This is a genomic window from Alishewanella sp. d11, from assembly GCF_049390205.1.
Taxonomy (GTDB): domain Bacteria; phylum Pseudomonadota; class Gammaproteobacteria; order Enterobacterales; family Alteromonadaceae; genus Alishewanella.
Window position 1 is genome coordinate 359,785 of the sequence record NZ_CP186547.1, and the last position, 26,566, is coordinate 386,350.

Here is a 26,566-nt window from a genome sequence, read left to right on the forward strand (position 1 = left end):
ATTAAAGGCAAATTTAATACTATAACGAAGCACAAGGATTAACCGCATTTATGCCTTACCGCCCTAAGTCAACACTAGAACAGTGGCGTATCCTGCAAGCCGTGGTTGATGCAGGCGGTTACACGCAGGCAGCAGAATTACTCAATAAAAGTCAATCGTCACTTAATCATGCGGTTGCCAAGCTGCAAACGCAGTTAGGCGTTGAGCTGTTAGAAGTGCTTGGCCGCAAGGCACAGCTAACCGCGGCAGGTGAAGTGATGCTGCGACGGTCTCGCATCCTCACCCAGCAAATTGAAGATTTAGAGTTGCTAGCCGATAACTTAGATAAGGGCTGGGAGCCGGAGATCCGCATTGCGACCGAACTCGCTTATCCAAAACACTTTTTATATAAGGCATTAAAGCAGTTTTATCCGTTAAGCCGTGGCAGCCGAGTACAAATTATTGATACGGTATTGACTGGCACGAGCGAGATTATAACGCAAAAAAAAGCGGACTTAGTAATTACCGGTATGGTGCCCAAAGGTTACCTTAGTGAACCTCTTTATGTTACCCGTTTTATACCGGTGGTAGGCGCTAATCATGCTCTGGCAACATTAACTAGCCTAGAGCAAAGTGAACTGGGCCAACAGTTACAAATCGTGATTCGTGATACCGCGGTTAAACCGCAAGAGCATGCCGGCTGGTTGAAAGCAGAACAGCGTTGGACCGTAAATAACTTTGAGCAAGCCGTCGATATCTTAAAGCTAGGCCTGGGTTTCTGTTGGTTGCCAGACTTTGTCGTCAACCCCTTACTAGAGAACCGTGTATTACAGCAATTACCTTTACAACAAAGCAGTGAACGCTTGGTACCCATGAGTTTGTTGGCGCCGCAAGAAGAAGCCCTTGGGCCTGGAAGCCGTCAACTTAGACAATTACTTTTAGCTATTCACGATAAATAAATAGGACCAATTATGGACGCTCAGGAATTAAAGGCCTTAATGCAAGCCTCGGCAGAAGATGCCAAAATCTATGTGCAAGAAAAACATCACATTCAGCTCGCTGGTGACTTAGCCAGTTTGGCACAGGTTGATGAAGTATTAGCCTCTTTACATGCTGACCAACAAATTAAACCGCACTCCGCTGAATTATTGTTTACGCTGTGTAATATTATGGGGGCCTATATTGGTGAAGTTTTTATCCAACAGGTCGGCGGGGCATGGCAAAGCAATAATATTGATCAAACCGCTCCTTATATGGCGGTGCAGTTTGGTGATAAAGAATTTCCTTTTGCATCAGTTTGTTACCACAAAATAACTAACAATAACACCATCAGTTTGCAAGACTATGTTAACCAAGCTAAACAGAATGCTATGCAGTAAGGCTTTTGTCTGCGCCGTTAAACGGGTAAAATGTTTCTCACTTTAGCCAACCCACTTAGCCATTTCGAGGAAAGCCGTGAGCGAGCACAATACATCTTTAAGTTACAAAGACGCCGGAGTTGACATAGACGCAGGTAATGCGTTGGTTGATCGTATTAAAGGCGCGGTTAAGCGTACGACTCGCCCTGAAGTGATGGGTGGATTAGGCGGTTTTGGTGCACTGTGCCAAATTCCTGCTGGCTATAAAGAACCGGTTTTAGTTTCTGGTACTGATGGTGTGGGAACTAAATTACGTCTGGCGATGGATTTAAAGCGTCATGATGGCGTAGGTATTGATCTGGTTGCTATGTGTGTCAATGATCTGGTGGTACAAGGTGCAGAACCATTGTTCTTCCTAGATTATTACGCTACTGGAAAACTCGATGTTGATACCGCATCACGCGTGGTAGCCGGCATTGCCGAAGGCTGTGTACAATCAGGTTGTGCTTTAGTGGGTGGAGAAACTGCTGAAATGCCTGGTATGTACCATGGTGACGATTATGATATCGCAGGCTTCTGCGTTGGTGTAGTTGAAAAAGCAGAGATCATTGACGGCAGCAAGGTGAAACCGGGCGATCAACTGATTGCTTTAGCCTCCTCTGGCCCGCACTCTAACGGTTTTTCGTTGATCCGCAAAGTGTTAGAAGTATCTGGTCAATCGCCAGAGACTATCTTAGAAGGCAAAAGCATTGCCGACCATTTGTTAGAGCCTACGCGCATCTATGTGAAAAACCTACTTAATTTGTTTAAAACGACACCTGTACATGCCCTTTGTCATGTCACTGGCGGCGGTTTCTGGGAAAATATTCCACGGGTGTTACCAGAGAATACTAAAGCCGTTATTGATGGTAAGAGCTGGCAATGGCCTGCAATTTTCACTTGGCTGCAGCAGCAAGGTAATATCACTCGCTATGAAATGTACCGCACCTTTAACTGCGGTGTTGGTATGATTTTAGTGGTACCGGCAGAGCAGTTATCTTCAGCCTTAGCACAATTGCAGCAAGCGGGTGAGCAAGCGTGGCATTTAGGTGAAATTCATGCAGCAGCTGCAGATGAGCAACTTGTTATCATCAACGAATAACGAGGCCTCATGAAAGCAATAGTAGTACTGATCTCCGGTAATGGCAGTAATTTACAAGCTATTATCGATGGCTGTGCTAAGGGCTTCATCCCCGGTAAAATTACCGGGGTTATCGCCAATAAAGCCAATGCCTATGGTTTAAAACGTGCCCAAGCTGCTGGCATTCCTACTCAAGTTGTCAGCCATAAAGATTACGCCGATCGGCAAAGTTATGATCAGGCCTTACAAGTCGCTGTCGAACACTTTAATGCAGAACTGGTTGTGTTAGCTGGCTTTATGCGCATCCTAACACCAAGTTTTGTCGCGTATTTTTCTGGAAAATTATTGAACATTCATCCCTCTTTGTTGCCAAAGTACCAGGGATTAGATACCCATCAGCGCGCAATTGATGCCGGTGATACCGAACATGGCTGCAGTGTGCATTTTGTCACAGAACAGCTGGACGGTGGTCCGGTGATTTTGCAAGCCAAGGTACCAATCTTCCCAGGAGACGATGCTTCAACAGTGGCGGAACGGGTGCATGAGCAAGAACATTTAATTTACCCGTTAGTGGTTCGCTGGTTTTGTCAAAACCGTTTACAACAGCGCGCGAATGAGGCATGGTTAGATGGTAACTTACTCTCAGTACAAGGTTATGCCCAAGATGAGGATGATTCTGCAGTGGCGCTTTAAAGCGTCACTTTTTTTAAGCGCACTGTTTTTTTACAGTACAACTACTCTGGCGCAGTCAGACCCTAGCCTCAGCGACTCGTCATTAGAGACTATCCAAGCATTTAGCACCTTTAATGCGGAATACCTTATTTACCGTGGAGGCAAAAGCCATGGCACGGCCAAACGCTATTTACATTTTAAAGACAGCCAGTATGAAATGGGCTATAGCAGCGATATCAGCTGGCTGGTTTTTAGTGATAAACGAAGCGAAGTGTCGAAATTTACACTTGAGCAAGGTCGCTTAAAGCCTTTACATTATTTGATGAAACGTTCAGGTACGGGTTCCAGTCGTCATTATGAACTTCGGCTAGACTGGCAAAACAAGCAGTTGTTTACAGGTAAAAAACAGCAGTTAAAAACCATCGATTGGCAAGACAACTGGCTCGACCCGCTTAGTTTTCACCAACAACTGGTGTTAGATTTACAGGCAGGTAAAACGGCTTTTACCTATGATGTTCTTAACCGAGACGGTAATAGCAAAACCTATCATTATCAAGTGGTAATGGAAGAGCCTTTGGCGTTGCCTTTTGGCACAGTTAGAGCGCTGCGAATTGCCCGCGTTGAAGAAAATAGTGATAAACAAGTCTTAGCATGGGTGGCGCCAAGTTTAGATTATATGCTGGTGAGACTGTGGCGAGGTGAAGATAACGTCGAACAGTTTGATGTACAGCTGTATAAACTTGAGTGGCTAAACCGCCAGTCACAGACTGACGGGCTCTCCGAAACGAAATAACTGCGCCTCGCCACTTTGCATTTTTTGCCACTGCTCGTTGTTGGTTAGCGGTTCAGTGGCAATAATGCTGACGACATCCTTGGGTGTCGTTTCCTTACTAAAATCAATATCAACATCGACATCTGATAGTCTGGCCACACCAAAGGGTGCGCGGCGGGTTAGCCAGTGCAGTTTAGTGGTACAAAAGGCTAATAAATATTCGCCATCAGATAGCAGCATATTAAACACCCCCAACTGTTGTAACTCGGGTAACAGCTTACTGATATAACGAAATGCAGCTTTGGGGCCTGGGCTTTTAGTTGGATAACGGGCGGCCAGCTTACTTAACAAAAAACAAAAGGCTCGCTCACTATCGGTAGTGCCAACGGGTTGAAAACGTTGCACCGCTAAACGTTGATAGCCCGTTAACTGACCGTTGTGCGCATAAGTCCAATACCGCCCCCATAATTCACGCGTGAAAGGATGGGTATTTTCTAAGGCTACCCTTCCTCGATTCGCCTGACGTACATGTGCCACAACAGCGGTACTCTTAATTGGATAATCCGACACTAACCTTGCGATTTCAGATTGATAGCTTGGTAATGCATCTTTAAAGGTACACACACCTTTATTTTCGTAAAAAGCCACTCCCCAACCATCTTTATGTGGGCCTGTGCGCCCTCCTCGCTCTTTTAAACCTTTAAAACTAAAACAAATATCGGTCGGCACATTAGCCGACATTCCAAGTAATTCGCACATTCGCCATCCTCCAAATAGGCTGTCAGCTCTGCCTTGCGCAAGATGCACTATACTAACAGAGGTAATCAAGCAGTAAATTAAGCTATTGAGCTAAAAACGCACATCGGACGTATTAATGAAAAGTGCTCTTACCAGTTAAGACAAGATTAGCGCGCGTCAACTGGGAAAAACAGCACGAGTAAAGGCAACTTGCTTTTGGGAAAGGCGGTAAACAACGCCTTAACACGGTATGTGCAACTTAAGTTGACAATTCTGCCATAAAAGTCCTGTGCAGTAATACTTGCAACTTAGATTAAAGCGTTCTAAGCTAGTGACTTAGTGGTCAGACCTCTTTCATGGGAGTTTACAATGAGTGTTTTTCTTTTAGTCGTTGCTCTGCTGGTAGCGACAGGCATCTTAGCCTATCATCGCGCCAGCTTAACCCTGTTTACTGCAGCTCTAGCTGCGGTGCTTCTACTTGGAACCTTTACCGACGTTGTCGGATTCTGGGGCTGGTTAGTCTTTTTGGCTATTGCTTTGCCGTTGAATATTGCGTCAGTGCGTCAACAACATCTGACTAAACCGCTATTAAAGCTGTATCGCAAGATCATGCCTGAGATGTCAACCACTGAAAAAGAAGCCATCGACGCCGGAACAACGTGGTGGGAAGGTGATTTATTTCGCGGTAATCCAGATTGGCACAAAATGCATAATTTCCCGCAACCACGTTTAAGTGCTGAAGAACAAGCCTTTATGGATGGCCCGGTGGAAGAGCTATTAGCCATGGTTGACGATTGGCATACCACGCATGAGCGCGCAGACCTAGCTCCAGAGGTTTACGAGTACTTGAAAACCAAAGGCTTTTTCGCGATGATTATCAAGAAAGAGTTTGGTGGCTTAGAGTTTTCAGCTTTTGCTCAATCTTGCGTGTTACAAAAATTAACGAGCAAGAGTATGGTGTTGTCGAGCGTGGTTGGTGTACCTAACTCTTTAGGCCCTGGCGAGCTGTTGCAACACTATGGTACTGATGAGCAGAAGGCTTATTACCTGCCGCGTTTAGCCAAAGGCATTGATGTGCCTTGTTTCGCCCTGACGAGCCCAGAGGCAGGCTCAGATGCAGGCGCTATTCCAGATTTTGGTATCGTTTGTAAAGGCCAGTGGAATGGTGAAGAAGTATTGGGTATGCGTTTAACGTGGAATAAACGTTATATTACCTTGGCGCCTATTGCTACCGTGTTAGGGTTAGCATTTAAATTACAAGATCCAGATAAATTGTTGGGTGATAAAGAAGATTTAGGTATCACCTGCGCCTTAATACCGGCAAATACCCCTGGTGTTAAGATTGGCCGCCGTCACTTCCCATTAAATGTGCCGTTCCAAAATGGCCCCACTCAAGGCACTGAGGTTTTTGTACCACTTTCTTACATCATCGGTGGTCCTAAAATGGCAGGTCAAGGCTGGCGTATGTTGGTCGAGTGTTTGTCAGTTGGTCGTGCTATTACCCTACCGTCTAACAGTACGGGTGGTATCAAAGCGGCAGCTTTATCAACAGGCGCTTATGCGCGGATCCGTCGTCAATTCAAATTACCTGTGGGTAAAATGGAAGGCGTGGAAGAAGCTATGGCACGGATCGGTGGTTATGCCTATATGGCGGATGCCTCAACCTCTATGTCGGTAAGCTCGATTGATTTGGGTGAAAAACCTTCAGTTATCTCAGCGATAACTAAATACCATATGACCGAGCGCATGCGTACTGCTATCAATGATGCGATGGACGTACACGGTGGTAAAGGTATTTGTATGGGGCCGAATAACTATTTAGCCCGGGGTTATCAAGGTGCGCCGGTTGCCATTACCGTAGAGGGTGCCAATATTTTAACGCGTAGCATGATTATCTACGGTCAAGGTGCTATTCGTTGTCATCCTTATGTACTGGCTGAATTACAAGCTGCACAGTTAAGTGACGAGAATGCCGCAGTAACTGCATTCGATAAAGCCTTATTTGGCCACGTCGGCTTCGCTATCAGTAACTTCTTCAGAACCTTCTGGTTATCCTTAAGCGGTGGTGTCTTTAGTCATGCCCCTTATAACGATGCCACTGCCCGTTACTACAAACAAATGAACCGTTTTAGTGCTGCATTAGCATTGATGTCTGATGTTGCTATGGGCACCATGGGCGGTGATTTAAAACGTCGTGAGCGGATCTCTGCACGCTTAGGTGACATTTTAAGTATGCTCTATCTCACCTCTGCGGTACTTAAACGTTATCAGGATGAAGGTCGTCAAGTTCAAGATCTGCCTTTAGTGCAATGGGCTTGTGAAGATAACTTAGCTAAAGCACAGCAAGCCTTAGACGAGTTATTCGATAACTTCCCAAATCGCGTAGTCGGTGTGGTGTTAAAACGTGTTGTATTCCCATTTGGTCGTACTTTGCGTAAACCGTCTGACAAATTGGATCATCAAGTAGCACGTATTATGATGACCCCATGCGAAGCGCGTAATCGTTTAGGTAAGTATATGTACTTAACGGTAGAGCCAGGTAACCAACTGGGTCGGGTTGAGCAAGCGCTACTAGACGTGTTAGCTGCTGAACCCTTGTTTGATAAAGTGACTAAAGCATCAGGTAAGCGCTTGCCGTTCTTCCGTTTAAATGAAGTTGCAGAAATCGGACTATCATTAGGCGTAATTAACAAGCAAGAAGCTGAAGTACTGCGTACTGCTGAAGAAAGTCGCTTATTTGTGATTAATGTAGATGATTTTGAGCCGGATTATCTTGCGGCAGACAAAACCTTATCACAACAGCCCAATGGTGCTGATGCCTTAAACGCAGCAGAGAAAAAACCACAGGACGCAGCAGCGTAATTTAATTGAAAGATACAATATAAGGGTAGATAAAACTTTTCTGGCAATGCTTCCTCAGATTTACTATCTACCCTAATCTCACTGCAAAGGCTTACAGTAAAATACTGTAAGCCTTTTTTATTTGGCTAAGTTGTCCACTTCAAAGCTAAGCATAGTAACCACTATGAAAATTACATCGCAGCTAACCGCATTGCATTCATAATTTCAGCTCGGTATCACACTTAATGCCTCTGTTTGAAATTATCAGCCTTGGTACTCGGTTTATTACTAATAAAAAATGCCGATTAGCTTAGCTAACCGGCATTTAAGTATTGTCTTACTGAAATTTAAAAGATAATCGATTCGCTAAGCCGTTTATACTTAAAAAGTAACTTGCTTAAGTTCAGAACACTGCCCTGTCTGGTCATAACACAACTTATATTCAACGGCAGGCGCAAAAGTATTAAACCTATCGACAACCATACCTGGCCGATTAAGCTGCTTAATCGGCTGATTATCACGGTATAAAGTCAGTCCTTGTTGTGGACTTTGCCATCTTAATTGCACCAGTTTAGCCCCTGTGCGACGGTTAGCTTGATTGACTCTTACTATTTGTAATTCAATCGACAGCGGTGCTAACAGATTCAATGACAGGATTAACGGGTCGTGATCAGAAGCACGGTAGGCATCAGCATTATAAAAACTGGCGGGTTTAGGCAGATTCGCCATCAGATCCGCTTCGCGATAGTTAAAGTTAACTATTTCATCAGCATTAATATGCCAAGCTTCAGCCGCTAATACTTGTGATAGCAAGCTAGGGCTGACCATGACATGATCCAGACTACCGGCTTGCCCCATAAAGGTGTAACTGTATTTCGGACCGTCATTCAGATCAGCGACATTGACAAAACCAGCTTGCTCGAGAATACGCAGCGGATCTTCTTTTGCATAGGCATTAAAGTCACCCATAATGACATAATCTGGATCCGCTACACCAGTAGGATCTGTGGCAATCCAACGCCCTAACGCTGCCGCTGCACGGCTACGCCAGTTATTCCAACAGCTTTGACCATCCCCACTGTCTGCATCTAATCCCGTTGCACTGCTAGAACACGATTTAGCCCGCAGATGCACGGCTACCGCAGTAAAGATTGCGCCTTGCGGGGTAATAAAACTCTGAGCTAATGCAGGTCGTTGTCTCGTGGTGTCAAACTCTGGATCCGCTAATTCATCCAGAACCGCAAATGCGCCTTGAGGTGCCATACTACCGGTACGGAAAATAAAAGCAGGTTTAATCGCATCAGTCCCTAAATGGCCTGTAGCGACATAAGCCCAATCAGCACGCTGATCAAATTGATTCAAGCGCTCGACTAACAAAGCAAGCGTACTATCATTAACCTCATTTTCTATCTCAATTAAAGCAATCAAATCCGCATCAATCGCCAATAATGCTGCTACCGTTTTAGCTAATTGTCGATCTAACTCTGACACAGAAGTCGCACCACGACATGTCAAGGCATTAGGACCACAACGGTTACCATTAACATTAAGCGTCGTAAATAAATTCTCTACGTTAAAGGTAGCCAGCTTTAAATTACCTTGCGGTAACTGCGGTGCCGTTGTACGAGGGTTGGTTGTGCTATCAAATACAGCGGTGCTAACTGGGCGAATTCGATATTGGCCAAAACCATAACCAAGCACACCTTGATATCCAGCAACAAGCTGATAGCCATTACGAATAGGATTGCTTGCTGAAATTTCAGTTAAACCATCTGCACCAAGAATAAATGGCGTACGGAAAGTACCGGTTCGGCCATTTTCAACGAGCAAACGATTACGCGCATTTGCTGCTGCCAGCGCTCTTGCCGCGTCACCTGGCAACACTAACTGCGTGGGTGTAAATAACTGGCCATTGGAGATGCTAAACTCGCCAAAACGAACCGCGTTAAATACATCTGTCACCGTATAGTTTGCTGCGGTATTAAGCAACATACCTTCTAAGGCTTCCAATTCATTAAACGTATTGAACGGCAGACTTAATGCAGTAGAAGGCACCGCTGACAATAACCCGGTACTACAACGCTGCCATTGCGTTACAGCGGTTAATTGCGTTTCTTCAAAATATTCTGTCACACTGGCACTCAGTCGAACAACATCGCCTGGCTGCACTGAGATGTCTGTGCCCTCAGCAAATACAAAGACGCCTTCCGCTGTCAGCGGATTATTATCCTGCCGGTAAGCAGGTTCCTGCATATAAAAGCCACGTAAACTTCCCGGTAAATCATCTAGATAAACCGCTGTTACTACCGCCTCAACCTGCACATTAGCCCCTTGCAGCGGACTTTGGAAACCTTGTCCTTGGATGCGATGAATAGGAGTAGCCGGATTAAAACAAGCAAAACTTGCTGCAGGAATGGGATTCTCTGCCGTAATACTGATATTTGACACGCGCCAAGTGCTGCAACTGGTTTCAGCTTGTGCTGCATAGCGGTAAGCAATGTAAAGCTGTCCTGTGAGATTATCGATTTGTGTAAAATCACCAAAACGTTTCGGGACATTATTACGATCAAAGTCGTTACCATTAATTTCCGTTAAAAATAGCCAATCTGCAGGGTTGATCTGACCAGAGCCATCGTAAGAAACCGAATAGTAAACCTCTAAAGGGTTAACCCCATTAAATCCGCGAGCGATATCAAAGTTTAAGCGCTCACCGTTTTGTTGCTGCAAATCAAATGCAGGCGAGATTAACCAACTGTCTGCTGCAGCGCACTGACCTTGATTAAAAGCACTGATCGTCACATTTTTAAAGCCTGCGTCCCAAGTCCAGTTTACATTGCCCTGAGGCGTAACAACCTGCCAACCGGCTTGGAATGGATTGGTAGCAAAATCGCGCTCATAAACGCTAATACGCCCTACATCGGCAGCGGCCGTACCCGTAATAACAATATTATCAAAGCGATTATTACCTGTCGCATTGCTTGCTCCCAACACAGTAATTTTGATAAAAATCTCAGCCTGATTATTCAATGCTGTAATCGCAGCCAAATCATAACTACGAACACTAAAACTACCATTTTGTTGATCACGGGCAAACTCAACAAAGTCGACACCATTAGTAGACCAGCTCAATACGCGCTGATTGAAACCGGTACTGGTAGTTTGCAGCGCATAGCTTAACTGCAGGTTTTCGAAACCGACTGAACTTGTGGTTAACAGAATACTGGCACCATTATTGGAAGGATTGCTAGCGCCTTGCAGCGACAAACTTCCCCCAGCAGGATAACCAGGTACACTATTTATGGTTGAGCCGGCAAAACTTTGTACAAAGCTATAGGCACCGGCACTGGTTAGCGCTGGATTAATATTTAACAAGCTTAGTTGTCCACTCCCCTCATCAGCCGCTTGGGGGAAACTTTGCGGAGTAAAACCATTACCACCCGCGGGTAGGGTATTATTATTTTGCGCCCAATATGCAATCGTCTGCTGTGCAAAAGCACTTTGCAGCATCAAAATACTGAGCAAGATAATTATTATTCTCATCTGCTATGTTCCGAATTTAACGTGATTATTTCTTTCAATGCTGGCGAACTGCAATCCAGAATAAAAGAGGCGTTGATATGACTAAACAGCTTGGATACTGTCTACTTTCATATTTACAAAAACCGTTAGCAATTTAACGGGTTTGTTAGCTTACTCATGCAAGATGACAAATTCATTAACCCAAAAAGGTTAATTTTTACAAAAAATAGTTCACTTTCATTTTATTTAAAATTTCTAGTATTTAGTCCGTATTTCAGCTTTACTGTGTGTTTTCGATCCAGGAGCATAAAAATGTTTAAAATCAATCAGTATTTTGATGGCAAAGTCGCGTCTATCGCGTTCAACGGTGAGCAACTACCCGCGACAGTTGGGGTTATGGCACCCGGTGAGTACGAATTTGGCACTAGCCAGCATGAAGTGATCACCATCATCAGTGGGGCATTAACGGTGCAATTACCCAGTAGCAACAGTTGGCAGACTTTTAGCCGAGGTGAAAGCTTTGAAGTTGCAGCGAATTGTAAGTTTCAGTTGCAAGTGATGCAGGATACCGCTTACCTTTGCACCTATGAGTAATACCCACCTGAGATGAACCATGCAAGGCATGCGCTCTGCGGCGAAACAACCCGATAATGTAAAACGTGACTATGCCATGCCACTGGGTCAGAGTATTAAAACGCTCTGGCCCTATTTAATGGCATTTAAAGGCCGAGTCATTTTAGCACTGCTCGCACTCATTGCCGCTAAAGGCGCAACCTTATTAATGCCATGGGCATTAAAAGAAATCATTGATGCCGTTGATGCTAATCGCCAATCCTTACTGCTTGTGCCAGTCTGGTTGTTACTGCTGTACGGTGCTTTACGGTTTGGTATGGTATTTTTTGGTGAAGTACGGGACGCGTTATTTGGTCGCGTTACTGAACATGCCATGCGCCAAATTGGCTTAAAAGTCTTCAAACATCTGCATAGCTTAGAGCTAGCTTTTCATCTAGATCGACAAACTGGTGGCATCAGTCGCGATATTGAACGCGGCACTAATAGCCTAAGTTTTTTAATGCGTTTTCTGATGTTTAACATTGTGCCCACCTTGTTTGAAATCGTGGCGGTTGCAGTGATTTTCAGTCTGCTATTCTCGCCGTTATATGCCTTAATCACCGTTGTTGCGGTTAGCCTGTATATTTATTTCACTGTCAGCATAACCGAATGGCGCAATAAATTTATCCGAGAAGCCAATCAAGCAGATAACAGCACTAACAGCCGTGCGGTCGACAGCTTGTTAAATTATGAAACCGTAAAATATTTCAATAATGAACAGTATGAAGCATCTATTTACGATGGCCATCTGGCGCAGTGGGAGCAAGCACGTTTAAAAAACCGTTTAAGCTTACTACTGCTTAACTCCGGGCAAGCGTTGTTAATTGCCGCAGCTATTACCGCATTAATGTGGCTGGCCGCCACAGACGTCGTCAACGGGCAGCTGAGTATCGGTGAGTTAGTCATGTTAAATGCTTATATGATTCAGCTTTTTATCCCATTGAATTTTTTAGGCTTTGTCTATCGAGAAATCCGCCGTGCACTAACGGATTTAGAAAATATGTTAGGGCTGTTAACGCGACAACCGCGAATTGTCGATAAACCAGAAGCAAAAACACTGACGATAAAACACGGCGAGATTCGTTTTACTAACGTCAATTTCCACTACCAAACGGATAGACCTATTTTAAAAAACCTCAGTTTTACCGTAGCGAGCGGGAGCAAAGTCGCCATTGTTGGCCCGTCTGGAGCGGGTAAAAGTACCATTGCCAAACTGCTTTATCGTTTTTATGAGCTCAATGCGGGACATATTCTACTCGATGGGCATAACATTACAGAGCTAACCTTAGACGCGTTACGCAGAGCCATTGCCATAGTGCCGCAAGATACAGTGTTATTTAATACCACTATCCGCGAAAATATCGCTTATGCCAAACCTGACGCAACTGCGGCAGAAATTGATCAGGCTATTCAGCTAGCCCATCTTAGCGACTTCATCAATAGTTTACCGCTCAAAGATCAAACCCAAGTAGGTGAACGTGGCCTGAAAGTTTCTGGTGGTGAGAAACAACGCATTGCTATCGCCCGCGCGATTTTAAAAGGCGCGCCAATTTTAATTTTTGATGAAGCCACCTCCTCCTTAGATACCTTAGCGGAGCAAGCGATTTTACAAGCCATGCGCGATGTCGCTAAACAGCATACCAGCCTTGTCATTGCGCATCGACTCTCGACGATAACCGATGCCGATCTTATTCTGGTATTAACAGAGGGACAGCTAGTCGAACAAGGCACCCACCAGCAACTTATGCGTTTAAATGGGCTTTATGCCAACATGTGGCGCCAGCAAGCGGAACAACAGGATAATCCAAAATAAAATTTATCGACCATTGCTCACTTTTTGCGGCAGATCAATAACACCAGGCCACATTCTGCTACCTTTAGATTAGGTAGAACAGCAGAAGGAATCGACAATGCCATTGCAAGAGCTTAAACGCCGTTTGATTAGCCGTAAATTAGAACTTGAACATCAGGTTACTGCGATAGCACGAGATTTTGCACAAGGTCGCAGTGCCAACTTAACTGAGCAAGCACAACAACGCGAAAATGACGACGTGTTAACGGCTCTAGATGAGAAAGATCGCTTGGAGTTACGGCAAATTGATCGGGCACTAAGTCGAATCGAGCATGGCACTTACGATAAATGTGCGAACTGCGGCGCCGTGATCAGCGCTGAACGGTTAAACATTGTGCCCTTTACTGAATCTTGTATCCGATGTGCCAACTAGGAGGTTAAGCCATGTTAGTCGAAAAACACGATTTACATCACGAGTTCCCAGAGTTTCATGATCAAATTCATGATTTAAAAATGAACAATGCGCACTTCGCCAAGCTATTTGCCGAGTACCATGATAAAGATCATGAAATCCACCGTATTGAGCAAGGCAGTGAAGTGAGCTCAGATGACTATATAGAGAATTTAAAAAAACAACGTTTACTCCTTAAAGATCAACTGTACGCCATGCTGCAAAAAGCCGTTTAATACAGTTTCTTACCAAACAAAAAAACCACCTAATTTAGGTGGTTTTTTTGTTTTTAGCAAAAGGCCAAATGTACTCGACCTAGGTTTGCTGCACCCGATAAGGTATTCTAAAAATTACTGCATACAAAATGGGTACCGCAATTAATGTCAGCAAGGTCGCGAAAGCCAAACCCGCCATAATCGTTACCGCCATGCTGTTAAAAAACGCATCCCAAATCAGCGGCAACATACCCAAAATAGTCGTTAACGCTGCCAGAATTACCGGACGTACCCGACTGACACTGGCTTGCACTATGGCCTGATTTTTATCTGCAAGCTCATTTAGCTGTAGATCTATCTCTTCAACTAACACAATAGCGTTTTTCATCAGCATGCCTGACAAGCTTAAAAACCCTAATAACGCCGTAAAGCCAAAGGGTAAACCACTGGCTAACAAGCCGGCGGTAACACCACAAATCGACATCGGCACAATCAGCCAAATGACCAGCGGTTGCTTTAAAGATCCAAATAAGAGAATACTGATCACCAACATCACAATAAAACTTAACGGCAGCTGCGCAGCTAAAGAGGCCTGCGCATCAGACGAGCTTTCTAGCTCTCCGCCCCAGCTTAATTGATAGCCTGCTGGTAAAGGTAATTGTTCAATCTCGTGGCGAATGCGTTTTAAGGCCTGATCAGCAGTAACATTGGTAGCAGGCTCGGCTTCAACGGTTAAGGTTCTTACCCGATTACGACGTTGGATCTTGGCTTCCTGATGCTCAGTATCAAAGCCATTGATAACTTGGGTAATCGGAATATAGGTTTTATCCGTCGAACTCCAAATCATCCGATCATTCAGTCGATCAATATCAAAACGCTCGTTTGCAGGTGGCCTAACAATAATAGGAATTTGCTTATCATGTTCGCGGTATAAGCCGCTGCGCACACCGGTACTGGCAAACTCCAGCGTTTGTGCTAGATCAGTGCGATTAATACCTGCCACTCGCGCGCGATCTTCGTTAAAATCTGGCACTATAACTAACTCACGCTGCCGCCAATTCTGCCGAATATCGGTGACCCCTTCCGTGTTGCGCATAATATCGGCGACTTGTTGGCCTAATTGTCTTAAAACCATCTCATCCGAACCAGATATACGCGCTTGGATTTTTGCACCACTACCTGGCCCAAACATCAGTTGCTGAGTATAAATTTCGGCATTCGGAAATTGTGCCGGCAAGGTATCTCGAATAAATTGCATTAAAGCTGGAATTTGATCTCGATGCTGCGTACGAATGATTAACTGGCCGTAAGACGCGTTAGGTTGCTCTGGCGCGTACGTTAACATAAAGCGACTGGCGCCAGCCCCAATAAAGCTACTGACTGACTCCACCTCGTCTCGCACTAAAATCACCTGCTCAATAGCCTGAATATCTCTTGCCGTAGCACGAATATCGGCACCTTGCGGTAAAAAATAATTCAGATAAAAAATTGGCGTATTGGAGGCAGGGAAGAATACCTGCTTAACCTGACCAAAGCCTATTACACTGAACACAGTCAAGCCAACTAGCAACCCTAAAGTCGGTAGCTTATGCTGCAAGCCAAACCTTAAGATGCGCGCATAATGTTGATAAAAACGGCCGGCATAGGGATCTTTAGTGGCACTGTCTGCTGCAACTTTGAATAAATAGTGGCCAAGTAATGGGGTAACCGTGATAGCAAGTACCCAGCTTAACAGCAACGAAATACTGATTACGGCAAATAACGAGAATAAAAACTCGCCAGTACTATCCGGAGATAAGCCTATGCCAGCAAACGCCATAATACCAATAACAGTAGCGCCCAATAACGGTATTTGCGTGCGACTCGCCGCTTCTCCGGCCGCTTTACGCGAATTCATACCGCGCTGCATATTAATCAGCATGGTTTCTGCTACGACAATCGCATTATCTACCAGCATACCCATGGCAATAATAAGCGCACCAAGCGAAATGCGCTCCATCTCGATCTGCGCTATACGCATAAAGAATACGGTGCCCAGTACCGTGAGCAGTAAGGTACCGCCGACCACCAGACCAACCCGCCAGCCCATGGTTAGACAAAGCACCGCCACTACAATAACTACGGAGATAATCAGATTAAGAATAAAATCATTAATCGCTTTATCAACCACAACATGCTGCTGGTAAATTGGATGTAGCTCAACGCCAAGCGGTATTCGTGCTGCCAAACTGGCGAGGTGGGCATCAACCGCTTTTCCCACATCGACAATATTGGCATCGGTGAGCCCCGCAATCGCTAACGTAAAGGCCGGCTGACCATTAAAGCGGATTAACTGGCTAGGGATTTCTGCTTCTTGTCGCGATACAGTGGCTACATCAAAAATACTCAGCTGCTCCGTGGAGCCGGGCTTACCTATTCTGAGGTTTTCAATGGCACGAATAGAATCTAAACCGGGCTTACTGATCAATCGCACCCGTTTGTCACCAACCTGTAAGGAACCTGCCGCGGCTACCGCATTTTCAGCCTGTAAAGTACCAATAATCAGTTCAAGCGGTAAGCCAATGCCTAACAGTCGATCATGTGAGATCTCGACATAAATTTGCTCTTCCGGCTCGCCTGCCGTTTGTACCTTCGATACCCCGGGGACTAATAACATCTCACGGCGTAAAAAAGTAGCCAGCTCGCGGATCTCTCGATCTGTGTACCCCTCGGCAGTGACCGCATAAAAAATCCCAAACACATCACCAAAATCATCATTCACCACCGGGGGTAACGTGCCTGTGGGTAAACGCATACTGGCATCATTCACTTTACGTCTAAGCTCATCCCAAATTTGTGGCATCTGCTTGCCATCATATTTGTCCTGAATTTCCACCCGAATTTCTGATTTACCGGGCATCGACTTCGAGGTGATACGCTTTAGTTGTGACAGTTGCTGAATAGCAGACTCTAATAACTCGGTAACTTCTTCTTCAACTTCAGTGGCGGTTGCCCCAGGGTAGTAAGTCACCACTATCGCTTCTTTTAGGGTAAATGCTGGATCTTCCAACCTGCCAATGGTTGCCAAAGCCCAAAGCCCACCCAAAAAACATAACAAGATGAGCAGCCAGGTATTAACCTGCTTTTCAATCGCATAACTGGCGATTCTCATAGCGCGCGCTCCTAGTATTTATCAAAAGGCCGCACTTGCTGCCCTTGCTGTAAATGATAGATCCCAGCAGAAACGACTTGATCACCGCGATTAAGCCCACTTAGCACTTCAATTTGTTGATCACGCACTGTACCCACCTGCACTGCCACTTTTTCAACCGTTTGCGTTTCTGGCAGATAACGCCAAACACTGAATTGTTCTGACATTGAAGTATCAACGGCCGAAATAGGAATAAGCACGGTATCGACAGCTAAACGCTTTTCTGTGACCACATTCACCGTCATACCCGGCAGTAAATTCACCGTCTCTAGACGTGGCATCGCAAAAGATACCTGATAGGTCTGGGTTAAAGGATCCACTTCGGTAGCATGTTCCCGATATGCCAGAGGATATTGCTGCGCACTGCTTTCCGCCAACCGTACAAATACCGCATAATCATTGGTGTCTTGCACCTGCCGCATAATTTGTTCTGGCACATTGATATGTACCCGCAGTTCAGAAATATTTTGAACCCGCAAAATGGGAGTTCCAGCAGCAACAGTTGAAAAACGTTCAATTAAACGACGCGTGACTAAGGCATCAAACGGAGCCTGTAAGCGCGTATAGTTGGCATTACGTTGTGCATTTTGTAATGCCACCTTAGCAATCTCATAGTTAGTTTGTAGCTGATCAAAGGCTGAAGGAGTTAAGATGCCCTTTTCACGCAAGGGTTTTGCACGTTCAAAATCTCGTCGAGCCTGTTCCAATTGCACCTCTGCTTGCTGCAAGGCAAGTTGATAATCCGTCGGATCAAGTTCCGCGAGTAAATCCCCCGCAGGCACTATTTGCCCTTGTTGCACCGGCAACTCAGTCACTCGCCCGCCCACCTGAAAAGCGAGATCGACGGTGCTTACCGCATCAATCCGACCAACAAAATGCCGACTACTGGCATGATCATCGCCGTTTACCGTATAAAGTTTCACTGTCACTATCGGCGGGGCACTTTGCTGCACCGTCGGCTCAGAGCAACCTGTTAAAAAGACTGCTGCTAGCAGACACATTCCCGCCCCTATTTGATAACCCTTCATTTTTTCAGCTCCTGCGCACGGTTGATCATATACGTTTCCAGCTTAGCTTTTTGCGATTCGCTAAATGGAGAAATATTCAGTAATTCTTGAAAAACTAATCCCTCACTCGCTAACATCAGTAGCATAGCGGCAAGCTCGTCATCCTGCTCGGCTAAAACGTCGGCAAGCACTTTACTATTATGCTGTTGGATAGGCTGCAACAAAGCAGGATGCTCCGCTGCAGCCGCTAAGATTGCCATAGCCGTATTACCCGAGATCGCTTGGCTAAATAAACGTCGAGCTTTTAATAAAGACACTAAAACAGATGGGTCCGTTTGCATTAACTGCAATCGATTTGCTTCGGCATCATCCAGTAAGTGTTGCACCATTGCACTAATTAAGGCTTCTTTACTTGGGAAATGATAAAGCAAGCCACCTTTACTCAAACCGCTCGCCTTGGCTACGGCGTCCAAAGTTACTTTCCCAGCACCTTTTTCAGTAGCAATACTTAACGCAGCCTGCATAATCTGTTGTACTGTGACTTGGGGCTTTTTCATTAAAACGTTGTCTCCACACCAAAACTATACCGACCAGATGGTACAGTATTATAGTTCAAGCTGCTATTTGTGCAAGTTTTCTCCTATGATCTCTTGTTGTGCTTTACACGTATAAAACAAAAATGTTGAGGTAATTCATGCTGCATATCCTAGGTTACGCGGGATTAATTCCGTTTGTAATGCTCCCTATCGTTAGTTTAGTCTGGCCGCTGGTAGCGCCGGCACAAGCCTTATTGGTATTCCAATTTTATAGCTGCTTAATTTTAGGTTTTATGGCTGGCGCAATCTGGCCGGTGTTGTATCAGCCACCAGCCGAAACAACCAGAGCCATTTGGGCCGTCAGTTTTCCGGTGCTAGCCATCATCGTTATCGCCTTGCTCCCTGCTTATAGCTTAGTGGCTTTGGCGGGGTTATTTGTAGCGTTACGCCTCTATGAATACTTCACTGAGCTAAATCAGCACTATAGCCGTGCTTATCGACAACTACGTAATCAGCTTACGACTGTGGTGGTGATTTGCCATTTGGCTTTTTATATTGGGTATGCTTATGTCTGATAAAGTTAGATTATTTTATGATGGTAGCTGCAAGTTATGCCGCCATGAAATTAACTACTTAAGCCCTAAATTGCGGCATAAAGCCACTTTAGTTGACATCAGCGCTGAGGGTTTTACTGGCTTTGAGGGCATAGGTAAATCGGCGATGATGGCGCAAATTCATCTTTGGGATGGATCACGTTTTATCATTGGTTTAGCCGCAACTCTCTATTATTGGCGTTTAGCCGGTATGCGTTTTTTACCCTGGTTACTAGAGCTCCCCGTGGTAAACCCTCTAGCAAACAAAGCCTACCAATATTGGGCGAGAAAGCGCGCACGTTGCACCGATAATCACTGTGATCTCCGTTAGTATGATGCGTAAACCTCGAGTACGTGTGCGCCATTCGGCACAACAACACACTGATGAGCACTTATTGCAGTTACATAAAGTGCTCGCTGAAAAGCTGCTCGCCAATCCAGCGCTTGCCACGCCGTTACTAGCAAAGTTAGAGCTACGCTATCAAACGGGCTTAATTAAGCATTGGGGCTACATTCGTTGGTATAGTATGTTAACGCAGCTTGATCAGCCCGAGCTATTTAGGCGTGCACTACTTGAAGATAGTGAAAGCATGCGGCGCTTACGCCGCAAAACCTTACTAACAGGTATCTTAACTGAAGAAGAGCGCCAACAACTGCAACCTGACTAATGCGCTCGTTTTTGCTGCCAAAGCAAATACAAACCACACAGCATGATGACCGAGGCACCAAATAATACACGGCTATCCGGATAAAGCTGCCAAAGCACAATATCAAAACCAATACCCCAGAGCAGAGCGGTATATTCAAAAGGCGCAACAACCGCAGCGGGGGCGATGCGAAAGGCTTCGGTAATAGTAATTTGCCCAAAAAAACCGGCAACGCCAATCAACAAATATACAGACCATAAGGCAGGTTGCAACGGTTGCCAGTTAGGCAGTGCTAAAACGCCAGCACCTAAGGTTAAAAAGCTCATTAACCAAAATACCATATTGCCAGCACCATCCGAGCGTGCCAGTACTCGCACAGTGATCGCCGATACCGCATAACAAAAAGCGGCCAATAGTGCGCCCAAGGCACCTAAACTAAACCATTGCCCTGCATCAGGCTTTAGCATATAAAACACGGCTGCCAAGCCTATCGCCAATACGACATACTGTCTTGGCGCAACGTACTCTTTTAACCACCAAGCAGAAAGTAGCGTAATAATAAAAGGCGCGGCAAAGAAAATTGCGTAGGCATCGGCCAAGGCCAGACTTTGCAAACTAAACACAAAAGCCCACAGCATGGTAATGCCCAAAGCGGCACGCAACAGATGCAGCGACCAGCGAGCCTTTAATAAATGTTTTACTTGGTCACTCTGCCAAAGCCATAACACCACAAAGGGCCAAGCAAGCGCCCCACGTAAGCAGGCAATTTGCATCGGGCTATGATACTGGGTTAAGGCTTTCATTCCGGCATCCATAGCCGCAAAAAAAGCAACGGCAAGCAACATGGCAATAATGCCACGGGTTGGGCGGTCGTTTAGCAAGTAAGACATCAAGAAGCCTTAAGGAAGACGGGACTGGCAATAGAAGCAGCAATTATAGCAAGATGCGTTTATCGTCGCACCTTGCTACAGAGCGTATTCGTACAAAACGAATAAATGTTAAGAACAACGACGAAGTGAGGCGTTCTCAACAGCATAGCCTTGCTCAGCTAGCCAGTTAAAAGCTGACTGTTCTTCAGTATAAACGCGACGTTCAAAGGTTAGCGTTTTCTCAATAATCATTTTATCTAACTGATAGCGTTTTACGCTGTGTGGGCAGTAAACTTGCGCCGTTAATACCAAACCATTATGCAAACACCAAGTCACTAAGTCTTGAATAATAGGCTCAATTTCAGGCGTACCCAATTGCCAATCATCTAGATAAACAATATGAGCCCAAGGTCGTCCTTTCAACTGACTCGCCTCGTGTTTAAGGGCTTTGCTGTAGTCAGACGCAGCTCGCTCGTCCCAACTGCCACTGATGCAGGCTAATAAAACGTTGTTTTCAGTCCAAAGCTGGAAAGGATTTAACGCTACCATTGATTACACCTCTTACTACTAAGCTTTAAGCTTAGCAGCTTATTGTGAGCACCACTAACCAATATGTTGATATGCCTTAAGGCTGCAGTTTATAAATGACATTAACACTTTTTTGCAACGTAATATGCTTGGGAGCTAATAAAGCGCCGGTTATGCCGCTATCAGCAGCCATTTTCTCCATACGACCAAAACTGACATGAGCGCTACCAAATCCAAAATCATCGGCCAAACTGCCAAAACCACCATTTTCAGTAATGGCAAAAACACTACTTAACTGCGCGCCCTGTGCAGCTGCCAGCCTAGCCGCACGTTGCTTAGCATTGGCAGCGGCTTTTTCACTTAAGGTTAGTTCGAATTGCTCGCGTTGACTATGATCAAAGCTGCTATGTATGGAAAAAATCTGTGGCTGGGTAAAAAGATAATCCATTATTGCCACATAGTACTCCATATTTTCTAGTGTTAACGTTATAGGTTGGCTGGCTTCATAACCAATAATGCTTCGATCCTGATAATCTTTAAATAACGCCTCTTTAGAGATTTGAGCAGCGTCAATCACTTGCGCTGTCAAACCTTTATTTTGCAAAAAGGCTAAAAATTTATCACCTTGCTGATAAACACCACGAGTGGCTTGTTCTGCGGTAGTCCCTGTCTGACGTAATTGAAAACGTATTTGTGCCTTATCCGGTGTAACGTCTAGCTTCGCTTGCCCCGTGACATGAACAAAAGGGAAGTCTGGTAATGGGCTAGCAGCAACCACACTTGAAAAAAGTAACACGACACTGCTGATCAATCTTAACAATTTAGCTCTCCTGCAAACTAGGTTATGCTGCCATTAAACTATTAGCTGCCTTTATATGCGCTGAATAGCAAAATGGTATTGGCTTACGCTGTTATCGCTATACCGACAAGCTGACTTAAGGGTGACCTTACCTATCCTCGCTAAAAGCTTAGTGCTAATAAACCGCCAGCCAAAGCCCCCAGCAAAACCAATTGCCAAGCAGGCCTATGCCAAAATTGCAACGCCACAAACCCGATTAGCGCTAATGCTAAATCCATGGGGCTTAAAATACTGCTTAGCCAAATCGGTTGATACAAAGCTGCCAGTAAAATCCCCGTCACACTGGCGCCTACCCCAGCCATACACCGGCTAACCTTAGCTGAGCTTCGCAGTGTTTGCCAGTAAGGTAAAACTGCCGCCAAAACCAAAAAAGAGGGCAAAAAAATCGCTAACAACGCCAACACGCCACCAAGCCAACCAGTAATAGATCCAGTAGCAGTGGCGCCTAAAAACGCTGCAAAGGTAAACAGCGGCCCCGGTACAGCTTGCGCTGCAGCATAACCGGCTAGAAAAGTGTCGGCATCAACCAACCCTGTAGGTACCACTTCGGCTTGCAGTAACGGCATTACCACATGGCCACCACCAAATACCAAGGCGCCAGCACGGTAAAAGATATCAACCAACTGTAGCGCTGCGCTAGGATAAAGCTGACTAAACAGCGGTAAACCGACTAACAAAACTAAAAATAACACACCAAAGGCATTCGCTGCCGAAAATGATAAGGTTAAGGGTAAAGTACGCGTCCCCGTGGTGGTTTCATTTGTGAGGTAAAGATAACCTAATAACCCACCCAACAGAATGACGGCAGGTTGCAACCACACAACTGGCAGCAGCAAAATGAGCACCGCACTTAACGTCATAATGCTGACTTTGGCCGGCGTATTACAAAGCGTTTTGGCCATACCCCAAACAGCATGCGCCACCACTGCAACAGCGACCAGCTTTAGGCCATGAAGCACACCTTGCGTTAATTCACTTTGCAGAAAAGGTAGGCTTACACTAAACACGATTAACAGTATTGCAGAAGGTAGAGTAAAGCCTAACCAAGCTGCCAAAGCGCCGCGGTAATGGCCACGCAATAAGCCAATAGCCAACCCCACCTGACTACTAGCAGGGCCGGGTAAAAATTGGCATAGCGCTACGAGCTCGGCATAATCTTGTTCAGATAACCATTGGCGTTTCTGCACAAACTCGGTACGAAAGTACCCAAGATGCGCCACTGGGCCACCAAAAGACGTCAGGCCAAGCACTAAAAAAATCCGGAATAGGCTCCAGAAGCTGCTGCTGGAAAAATCTGTATCATGCCTCACACTGCTCTCACTTTTTACACTCAGCTAATGCTGGTCATAGCCAAAATTAAGAAGTCATATTAGCATTTTTCGGATATATCAATGCCATAACAGGCGCAATAATGGTTGCAATAACGGCCACTATCAAACCAATCAACGCTAACTTAAAGGTATCATCGTTTGCTGTTGAGCTATAAAATAATGAAATGGTCAAAAAGGTTGTCGCCATACTTGCCATTATAGAAGTATTTCTGGCGGATATAACGATGGCGTGTGGACTATCAATCAATAACATTAAACAACAATGCGCAAAGGCTATCGCAACAATGAGCAGACTAAAGCGAGCCTTTAGCAAACTCACCCAATCAAAGGTCCCCCAAGTTGTAATAAGCGCAACAATCAATCCGATAACAGACACCAGAATACCCATTTTACCCACACCAACTTTATCGGTTTTGGCCACTGTGTTACAACAAAGCCCCAGAATACTGTAAACAGTAAAGGCTAATGTGCTGATTAAAATCTTAAACTGCGTGTCATTAAAGGTATTGGCACTTATTACACTGATCCCTACCAACCCGGTAAAGATAAGCGAAATAACAAAGGTTAAAATAAGGTATTTTTGCATAGTCTTCCCTGCTATATGAAATTACACAGCCTAAGTTCACACAAACTGATACTCTTTAGATAAAGTACATAAAAGTTTGCCTACTAAGTAACCACATGCTAATGTTGATTATGAAACATTTGCTACATATAAATCATTTAGTTGTTTCAGGGTAAAGCAATTTTTTTACAGCTTCAACTATTAAGGATAAGTCATGAAGAATATCTTAACGATAGGATTACTTTCAGCTTTTGTTATGGGCTGTTCAACCGTACCGACAATGTCTCTTAATGATAGAGATGTGGCATTTAGCCAATTTGTCATTAATGAAAACCTTGCCAGTGTTGATAAGATTACCAGCTTTAAATTTACTAAGTGGAAATCGCTTTCAGATAGTTATTTAATCGTAACCGCGGCACACAAAAGGGACTATCTGATCAATACTCGAGATAAATGTTATGACTTGAATAATGCAAGAAGTATTCAATTAAACCTTATCTCAGATAGCACCATCAACATTGAAAGTGATTCCATTTCAACGTCTGGTGTTCAAAGATGTTTTATTGAGTCGATTTATCCCATCAGTAACGAGCAATCGAGTTATCTAGCAAATATTGGAAAATCAAACAGTAGTGTAAGTGATAGCCAAAATAGCGAGTAATTCTCTCGCTGCCGCGCTAATCACTGACCTGCAAACTTGAAACACACCTCCCCGAGCAAAGTGTACTATGCGTTTACCACCTCGTTATGTTCTTGTTAAGCCCGATGGCTCGCTTCGCTTGTTTAAGCCCTTGGCTGCGGTAGAATTTTTGTAACAGCAGCAGGGATGCTGCGTAGGCTGAGTGGGCACAGGGATGTGATCCTCGAAGCCGGTGGAGAAAATTACTACCCTGCTAAGGGCGTTGCGCCTATCTTTACGCTGCTATTACTTCACGTTGCGCAGGTTCGAGATTGGCGCATCCGGTGGCTAAACGCGCCGTATTAGATAGAACGCCTCGTTAGGTTCAAACCGCAGCAAGCCGTTTCTGATGCCGCTGTAACGCCCAAGTGCATAACACCGCGCCTAACAGCAGCAAACCCGATAGCCACAAACACGCCAGTAAACCATAAGTCTGAAACGCCCAGCCCGACAGCAACGTCCCCACTAAGCGCCCAGCCGCATTCGCCATATAATAAAAGCCCACATCCAGCGAGACCCCATCACGATTGGCACTCGCCACAATTAAATAGCTATGCAAGCTGGAGTTAATGGCAAATACCACGCCATATAACATTAAGCCAAGCAACAACGACCATAATGGCTCACCGCTAAACAGCATTGCTAAGCCAATTAACCAAGGCATTACGCCAAGCACCAACGCCCAATTAAGCGCAGTGCCCGCAGCCGGTGGCGCTTTTTTACTGCTGCGTGTCAGTGCTGGCGTAAAGGCCTGCATAGCGCCATAACCAATCACCCAACACGCCAGAAAAGCGCCCACGGCACTTTGTGGCCAACCCGCGCTGGTCGAAAGGTAAATCGGTAACGCGATCACAAACCAAACATCACGCGAGGCAAATAAGCAAAACCGTGCGGCCGATAGCCAATTTAAACTAGCGCTTTTCGACAGCAATTCCGTAAATTTCGGCTTAAAACTTTTTTTACCCAGATCTTTTTTCAGCAGCACTAAACTTAGGATCCACACCAGCGCCAATGCGCCAGCCATTGCCGCCATCGCGCCTTGAAACCCCAATAAGGTTAATAGCAAACCGCCTAGGAAAAAGCCCACGCCTTTTAACGCATTTTTGGAACCGGTTAAAATGGCCACCCATTTATACAAGGCACCTTGCGCCTCTTCCGGTAGTAGCAGCTTAATGGCGCTTTTCGCGCTCATTTTATTTAAATCTTTGGCAATACCCGATACCGCCTGCGCGGCCATTACCCAGATCACCGTAAGCTGCGCCGAGGGCACCAGCAACATACTTAAGGCAATGATCTGTAAAAACAGCCCGATATTCATGGTTTTGTTTAAGCCAAGCCGAGCGCCCAGCCAACCACCGGTCAGGTTAGTAACAATGCCAAAAAACTCATAAAACAAGAACAACGACGCAATAGTCAGGGGCGAGTAACCCAACTGATAAAAGTGCAGTACTATCAACATCCGTAGTGCACCGTCGGTCAGGGTAAAGGCCCAATAATTGCCGGTGACCACCAGATATTGTTTAACGTCGCTACTCAAGCCCGGTTTCTGCGGCCCCGGCTTAGCCTGCCCTGACTTTTCTGCCGTTGAAAGCCCAGACGGTGGTGACATGCTAGTATTTGGCGTCTTTGCCATGATGTTCCTGCCTTAAGCAAACCGACAGCGCACTGCTAAAGCAAGCACTGCCGGTTTTTT

Annotated in this window: 25 protein-coding genes; 14 read left to right on the forward strand and 11 right to left on the reverse strand. The window is 45.2% G+C overall.

The window, feature by feature from the left end:
* Nucleotides 1-50 precede the first annotated feature (50 nt).
* The 5 genes from ACO1PK_RS01760 to ACO1PK_RS01780 all read left to right on the forward strand — a co-directional run bounded on the left by ACO1PK_RS01760 (nt 51) and on the right by ACO1PK_RS01780 (nt 3,922).
* The gene (locus tag ACO1PK_RS01760; RefSeq protein ID WP_423186966.1) at nt 51-938 is read left to right on the forward strand and encodes a LysR family transcriptional regulator; all 888 of its coding nucleotides are present in this window, start codon (nt 51-53) and stop codon (nt 936-938) included.
* A gap of 12 nt (nt 939-950) precedes the next feature.
* Nucleotides 951-1,358: a hypothetical protein gene (locus ACO1PK_RS01765; RefSeq protein ID WP_423186967.1), complete on the forward strand. Its 408-nt coding sequence runs from the start codon at nt 951-953 to the stop codon at nt 1,356-1,358.
* Between the two features lie 76 nt (nt 1,359-1,434).
* A complete protein-coding gene (purM, locus tag ACO1PK_RS01770) occupies nt 1,435-2,478 on the forward strand; it encodes a phosphoribosylformylglycinamidine cyclo-ligase (protein ID WP_423186968.1) in 1,044 nt (347 codons plus the stop codon).
* A gap of 9 nt (nt 2,479-2,487) precedes the next feature.
* Nucleotides 2,488-3,150 (forward strand): phosphoribosylglycinamide formyltransferase, encoded by a 663-nt coding sequence (purN, locus tag ACO1PK_RS01775; RefSeq protein ID WP_423186969.1) that lies wholly within the window; start codon nt 2,488-2,490, stop codon nt 3,148-3,150.
* Nucleotides 3,122-3,922, forward strand: coding sequence for a DUF3108 domain-containing protein (locus tag ACO1PK_RS01780; protein WP_423186970.1), 801 nt, complete (start codon nt 3,122-3,124; stop codon nt 3,920-3,922). Before purN ends, ACO1PK_RS01780 begins: the two co-directional genes overlap by 29 nt.
* On the opposite strand, the gene ACO1PK_RS01785 is transcribed toward ACO1PK_RS01780, so the two are convergent.
* Entirely contained in the window at nt 3,890-4,660 is a 771-nt protein-coding gene (locus ACO1PK_RS01785) for a class II glutamine amidotransferase (RefSeq protein WP_423186971.1), read from the reverse strand. The genes ACO1PK_RS01780 and ACO1PK_RS01785 overlap by 33 nt on opposite strands.
* A gap of 348 nt (nt 4,661-5,008) precedes the next feature.
* Between ACO1PK_RS01785 and fadE the strand changes: the two genes are divergently transcribed.
* On the forward strand, nt 5,009-7,501 hold the full coding sequence (gene fadE, locus ACO1PK_RS01790; RefSeq protein ID WP_423186972.1) for an acyl-CoA dehydrogenase FadE: 2,493 nt from the start codon (nt 5,009-5,011) through the stop codon (nt 7,499-7,501).
* Between the two features lie 360 nt (nt 7,502-7,861).
* On the opposite strand, the gene ACO1PK_RS01795 is transcribed toward fadE, so the two are convergent.
* On the reverse strand, nt 7,862-11,020 hold the full coding sequence (locus ACO1PK_RS01795; protein ID WP_423186973.1) for an ExeM/NucH family extracellular endonuclease: 3,159 nt from the start codon (nt 11,018-11,020) through the stop codon (nt 7,862-7,864).
* Between the two features lie 291 nt (nt 11,021-11,311).
* Between ACO1PK_RS01795 and ACO1PK_RS01800 the strand changes: the two genes are divergently transcribed.
* From ACO1PK_RS01800 to ACO1PK_RS01815, 4 genes are all read left to right on the forward strand, one after another.
* Nucleotides 11,312-11,593: a pyrimidine/purine nucleoside phosphorylase gene (locus ACO1PK_RS01800; protein ID WP_423186974.1), complete on the forward strand. Its 282-nt coding sequence runs from the start codon at nt 11,312-11,314 to the stop codon at nt 11,591-11,593.
* 19 nt (nt 11,594-11,612) lie between these two features.
* Nucleotides 11,613-13,424 carry an ABCB family ABC transporter ATP-binding protein/permease gene (locus tag ACO1PK_RS01805; RefSeq protein ID WP_423186975.1) on the forward strand — a complete coding sequence of 604 codons (1,812 nt, stop codon included), beginning with the start codon at nt 11,613-11,615 and terminating at the stop codon, nt 13,422-13,424.
* Between the two features lie 97 nt (nt 13,425-13,521).
* Nucleotides 13,522-13,836, forward strand: coding sequence for a TraR/DksA family transcriptional regulator (locus ACO1PK_RS01810; RefSeq protein WP_423186976.1), 315 nt, complete (start codon nt 13,522-13,524; stop codon nt 13,834-13,836).
* Between the two features lie 11 nt (nt 13,837-13,847).
* Nucleotides 13,848-14,090 (forward strand): YdcH family protein, encoded by a 243-nt coding sequence (locus tag ACO1PK_RS01815; RefSeq protein ID WP_423186977.1) that lies wholly within the window; start codon nt 13,848-13,850, stop codon nt 14,088-14,090.
* A 79-nt stretch (nt 14,091-14,169) separates the two neighbouring features.
* Here ACO1PK_RS01815 and ACO1PK_RS01820 read toward each other — a convergent pair whose 3' ends face one another.
* The 3 genes from ACO1PK_RS01820 to ACO1PK_RS01830 are packed head-to-tail and all read right to left on the reverse strand — an operon-like array spanning nt 14,170 to nt 18,823.
* Entirely contained in the window at nt 14,170-17,220 is a 3,051-nt protein-coding gene (locus ACO1PK_RS01820) for an efflux RND transporter permease subunit (protein ID WP_423186978.1), read from the reverse strand.
* 11 nt (nt 17,221-17,231) lie between these two features.
* Nucleotides 17,232-18,287, reverse strand: coding sequence for an efflux RND transporter periplasmic adaptor subunit (locus ACO1PK_RS01825; RefSeq protein WP_423186979.1), 1,056 nt, complete (start codon nt 18,285-18,287; stop codon nt 17,232-17,234).
* Nucleotides 18,284-18,823, reverse strand: a complete 540-nt coding sequence (locus tag ACO1PK_RS01830) for a TetR/AcrR family transcriptional regulator (RefSeq protein WP_423186980.1) — start codon at nt 18,821-18,823, stop codon at nt 18,284-18,286. The genes ACO1PK_RS01825 and ACO1PK_RS01830 overlap by 4 nt, the downstream gene beginning before the upstream one ends.
* A gap of 137 nt (nt 18,824-18,960) precedes the next feature.
* On the opposite strand from ACO1PK_RS01830, the gene ACO1PK_RS01835 reads away from it, so the two are divergent.
* From ACO1PK_RS01835 to ACO1PK_RS01845, 3 genes are read left to right on the forward strand one after another with little or no spacing between them, the layout of a single operon-like run.
* A complete protein-coding gene (locus ACO1PK_RS01835) occupies nt 18,961-19,377 on the forward strand; it encodes a DUF3429 domain-containing protein (RefSeq protein ID WP_423186981.1) in 417 nt (138 codons plus the stop codon).
* On the forward strand, nt 19,370-19,726 hold the full coding sequence (locus ACO1PK_RS01840; RefSeq protein ID WP_423186982.1) for a thiol-disulfide oxidoreductase DCC family protein: 357 nt from the start codon (nt 19,370-19,372) through the stop codon (nt 19,724-19,726). Before ACO1PK_RS01835 ends, ACO1PK_RS01840 begins: the two co-directional genes overlap by 8 nt.
* A 1-nt stretch (nt 19,727) precedes the next feature.
* Nucleotides 19,728-20,063, forward strand: coding sequence for a hypothetical protein (locus ACO1PK_RS01845; protein WP_423186983.1), 336 nt, complete (start codon nt 19,728-19,730; stop codon nt 20,061-20,063).
* Here the strand turns inward: ACO1PK_RS01845 and ACO1PK_RS01850 are convergent.
* From ACO1PK_RS01850 to ACO1PK_RS01870, 5 genes are all read right to left on the reverse strand, one after another.
* Nucleotides 20,060-20,932 (reverse strand): DMT family transporter, encoded by an 873-nt coding sequence (locus ACO1PK_RS01850; protein ID WP_423186984.1) that lies wholly within the window; start codon nt 20,930-20,932, stop codon nt 20,060-20,062. The genes ACO1PK_RS01845 and ACO1PK_RS01850 overlap by 4 nt on opposite strands.
* 108 nt (nt 20,933-21,040) lie before the next feature.
* Nucleotides 21,041-21,460 carry a hypothetical protein gene (locus tag ACO1PK_RS01855; protein ID WP_423186985.1) on the reverse strand — a complete coding sequence of 140 codons (420 nt, stop codon included), beginning with the start codon at nt 21,458-21,460 and terminating at the stop codon, nt 21,041-21,043.
* A 76-nt stretch (nt 21,461-21,536) separates the two neighbouring features.
* Complete coding sequence (locus tag ACO1PK_RS01860; RefSeq protein ID WP_423186986.1) at nt 21,537-22,259, reverse strand: SIMPL domain-containing protein; 723 nt, start codon at nt 22,257-22,259, stop codon at nt 21,537-21,539.
* Nucleotides 22,260-22,399: 140 nt separating this feature from the next.
* Entirely contained in the window at nt 22,400-23,608 is a 1,209-nt protein-coding gene (gene chrA, locus ACO1PK_RS01865) for a chromate efflux transporter (RefSeq protein WP_423186987.1), read from the reverse strand.
* Between the two features lie 46 nt (nt 23,609-23,654).
* Nucleotides 23,655-24,215 carry a hypothetical protein gene (locus tag ACO1PK_RS01870; protein WP_423186988.1) on the reverse strand — a complete coding sequence of 187 codons (561 nt, stop codon included), beginning with the start codon at nt 24,213-24,215 and terminating at the stop codon, nt 23,655-23,657.
* A gap of 193 nt (nt 24,216-24,408) precedes the next feature.
* On the opposite strand from ACO1PK_RS01870, the gene ACO1PK_RS01875 reads away from it, so the two are divergent.
* Nucleotides 24,409-24,855 carry a DUF6491 family protein gene (locus ACO1PK_RS01875; protein ID WP_423186989.1) on the forward strand — a complete coding sequence of 149 codons (447 nt, stop codon included), beginning with the start codon at nt 24,409-24,411 and terminating at the stop codon, nt 24,853-24,855.
* Between the two features lie 343 nt (nt 24,856-25,198).
* Here the strand turns inward: ACO1PK_RS01875 and arsJ are convergent, their stop codons facing one another.
* The gene (arsJ, locus tag ACO1PK_RS01880; RefSeq protein ID WP_423188256.1) at nt 25,199-26,410 is read right to left on the reverse strand and encodes an organoarsenical effux MFS transporter ArsJ; all 1,212 of its coding nucleotides are present in this window, start codon (nt 26,408-26,410) and stop codon (nt 25,199-25,201) included.
* Nucleotides 26,411-26,566 lie beyond the last annotated feature (156 nt).

Bases quoted from the DNA above. Each gene is read 5' to 3' on its own strand.
- ACO1PK_RS01760 (WP_423186966.1), top strand. From the start codon at position 51: ATGCCTTACCGCCCTAAGTCAACACTAGAACAGTGGCGTATCCTGCAA.
- ACO1PK_RS01825 (WP_423186979.1), bottom strand. From the start codon at position 18,287: ATGAAGGGTTATCAAATAGGGGCGGGAATGTGTCTGCTAGCAGCAGTC.
- fadE (WP_423186972.1), top strand. From the start codon at position 5,009: ATGAGTGTTTTTCTTTTAGTCGTTGCTCTGCTGGTAGCGACAGGCATC.
- ACO1PK_RS01875 (WP_423186989.1), top strand. From the start codon at position 24,409: ATGAAGAATATCTTAACGATAGGATTACTTTCAGCTTTTGTTATGGGC.
- ACO1PK_RS01805 (WP_423186975.1), top strand. From the start codon at position 11,613: ATGCAAGGCATGCGCTCTGCGGCGAAACAACCCGATAATGTAAAACGT.
- ACO1PK_RS01810 (WP_423186976.1), top strand. From the start codon at position 13,522: ATGCCATTGCAAGAGCTTAAACGCCGTTTGATTAGCCGTAAATTAGAA.
- ACO1PK_RS01850 (WP_423186984.1), bottom strand. From the start codon at position 20,932: ATGTCTTACTTGCTAAACGACCGCCCAACCCGTGGCATTATTGCCATG.
- ACO1PK_RS01840 (WP_423186982.1), top strand. From the start codon at position 19,370: ATGTCTGATAAAGTTAGATTATTTTATGATGGTAGCTGCAAGTTATGC.
- ACO1PK_RS01855 (WP_423186985.1), bottom strand. From the start codon at position 21,460: ATGGTAGCGTTAAATCCTTTCCAGCTTTGGACTGAAAACAACGTTTTA.
- ACO1PK_RS01780 (WP_423186970.1), top strand. From the start codon at position 3,122: ATGAGGATGATTCTGCAGTGGCGCTTTAAAGCGTCACTTTTTTTAAGC.
- ACO1PK_RS01870 (WP_423186988.1), bottom strand. From the start codon at position 24,215: ATGCAAAAATACCTTATTTTAACCTTTGTTATTTCGCTTATCTTTACC.
- purN (WP_423186969.1), top strand. From the start codon at position 2,488: ATGAAAGCAATAGTAGTACTGATCTCCGGTAATGGCAGTAATTTACAA.
- ACO1PK_RS01800 (WP_423186974.1), top strand. From the start codon at position 11,312: ATGTTTAAAATCAATCAGTATTTTGATGGCAAAGTCGCGTCTATCGCG.
- ACO1PK_RS01785 (WP_423186971.1), bottom strand. From the start codon at position 4,660: ATGTGCGAATTACTTGGAATGTCGGCTAATGTGCCGACCGATATTTGT.
- ACO1PK_RS01830 (WP_423186980.1), bottom strand. From the start codon at position 18,823: ATGAAAAAGCCCCAAGTCACAGTACAACAGATTATGCAGGCTGCGTTA.
- ACO1PK_RS01795 (WP_423186973.1), bottom strand. From the start codon at position 11,020: ATGAGAATAATAATTATCTTGCTCAGTATTTTGATGCTGCAAAGTGCT.
- ACO1PK_RS01835 (WP_423186981.1), top strand. From the start codon at position 18,961: ATGCTGCATATCCTAGGTTACGCGGGATTAATTCCGTTTGTAATGCTC.
- ACO1PK_RS01815 (WP_423186977.1), top strand. From the start codon at position 13,848: ATGTTAGTCGAAAAACACGATTTACATCACGAGTTCCCAGAGTTTCAT.
- ACO1PK_RS01765 (WP_423186967.1), top strand. From the start codon at position 951: ATGGACGCTCAGGAATTAAAGGCCTTAATGCAAGCCTCGGCAGAAGAT.
- ACO1PK_RS01820 (WP_423186978.1), bottom strand. From the start codon at position 17,220: ATGAGAATCGCCAGTTATGCGATTGAAAAGCAGGTTAATACCTGGCTG.
- ACO1PK_RS01845 (WP_423186983.1), top strand. From the start codon at position 19,728: ATGATGCGTAAACCTCGAGTACGTGTGCGCCATTCGGCACAACAACAC.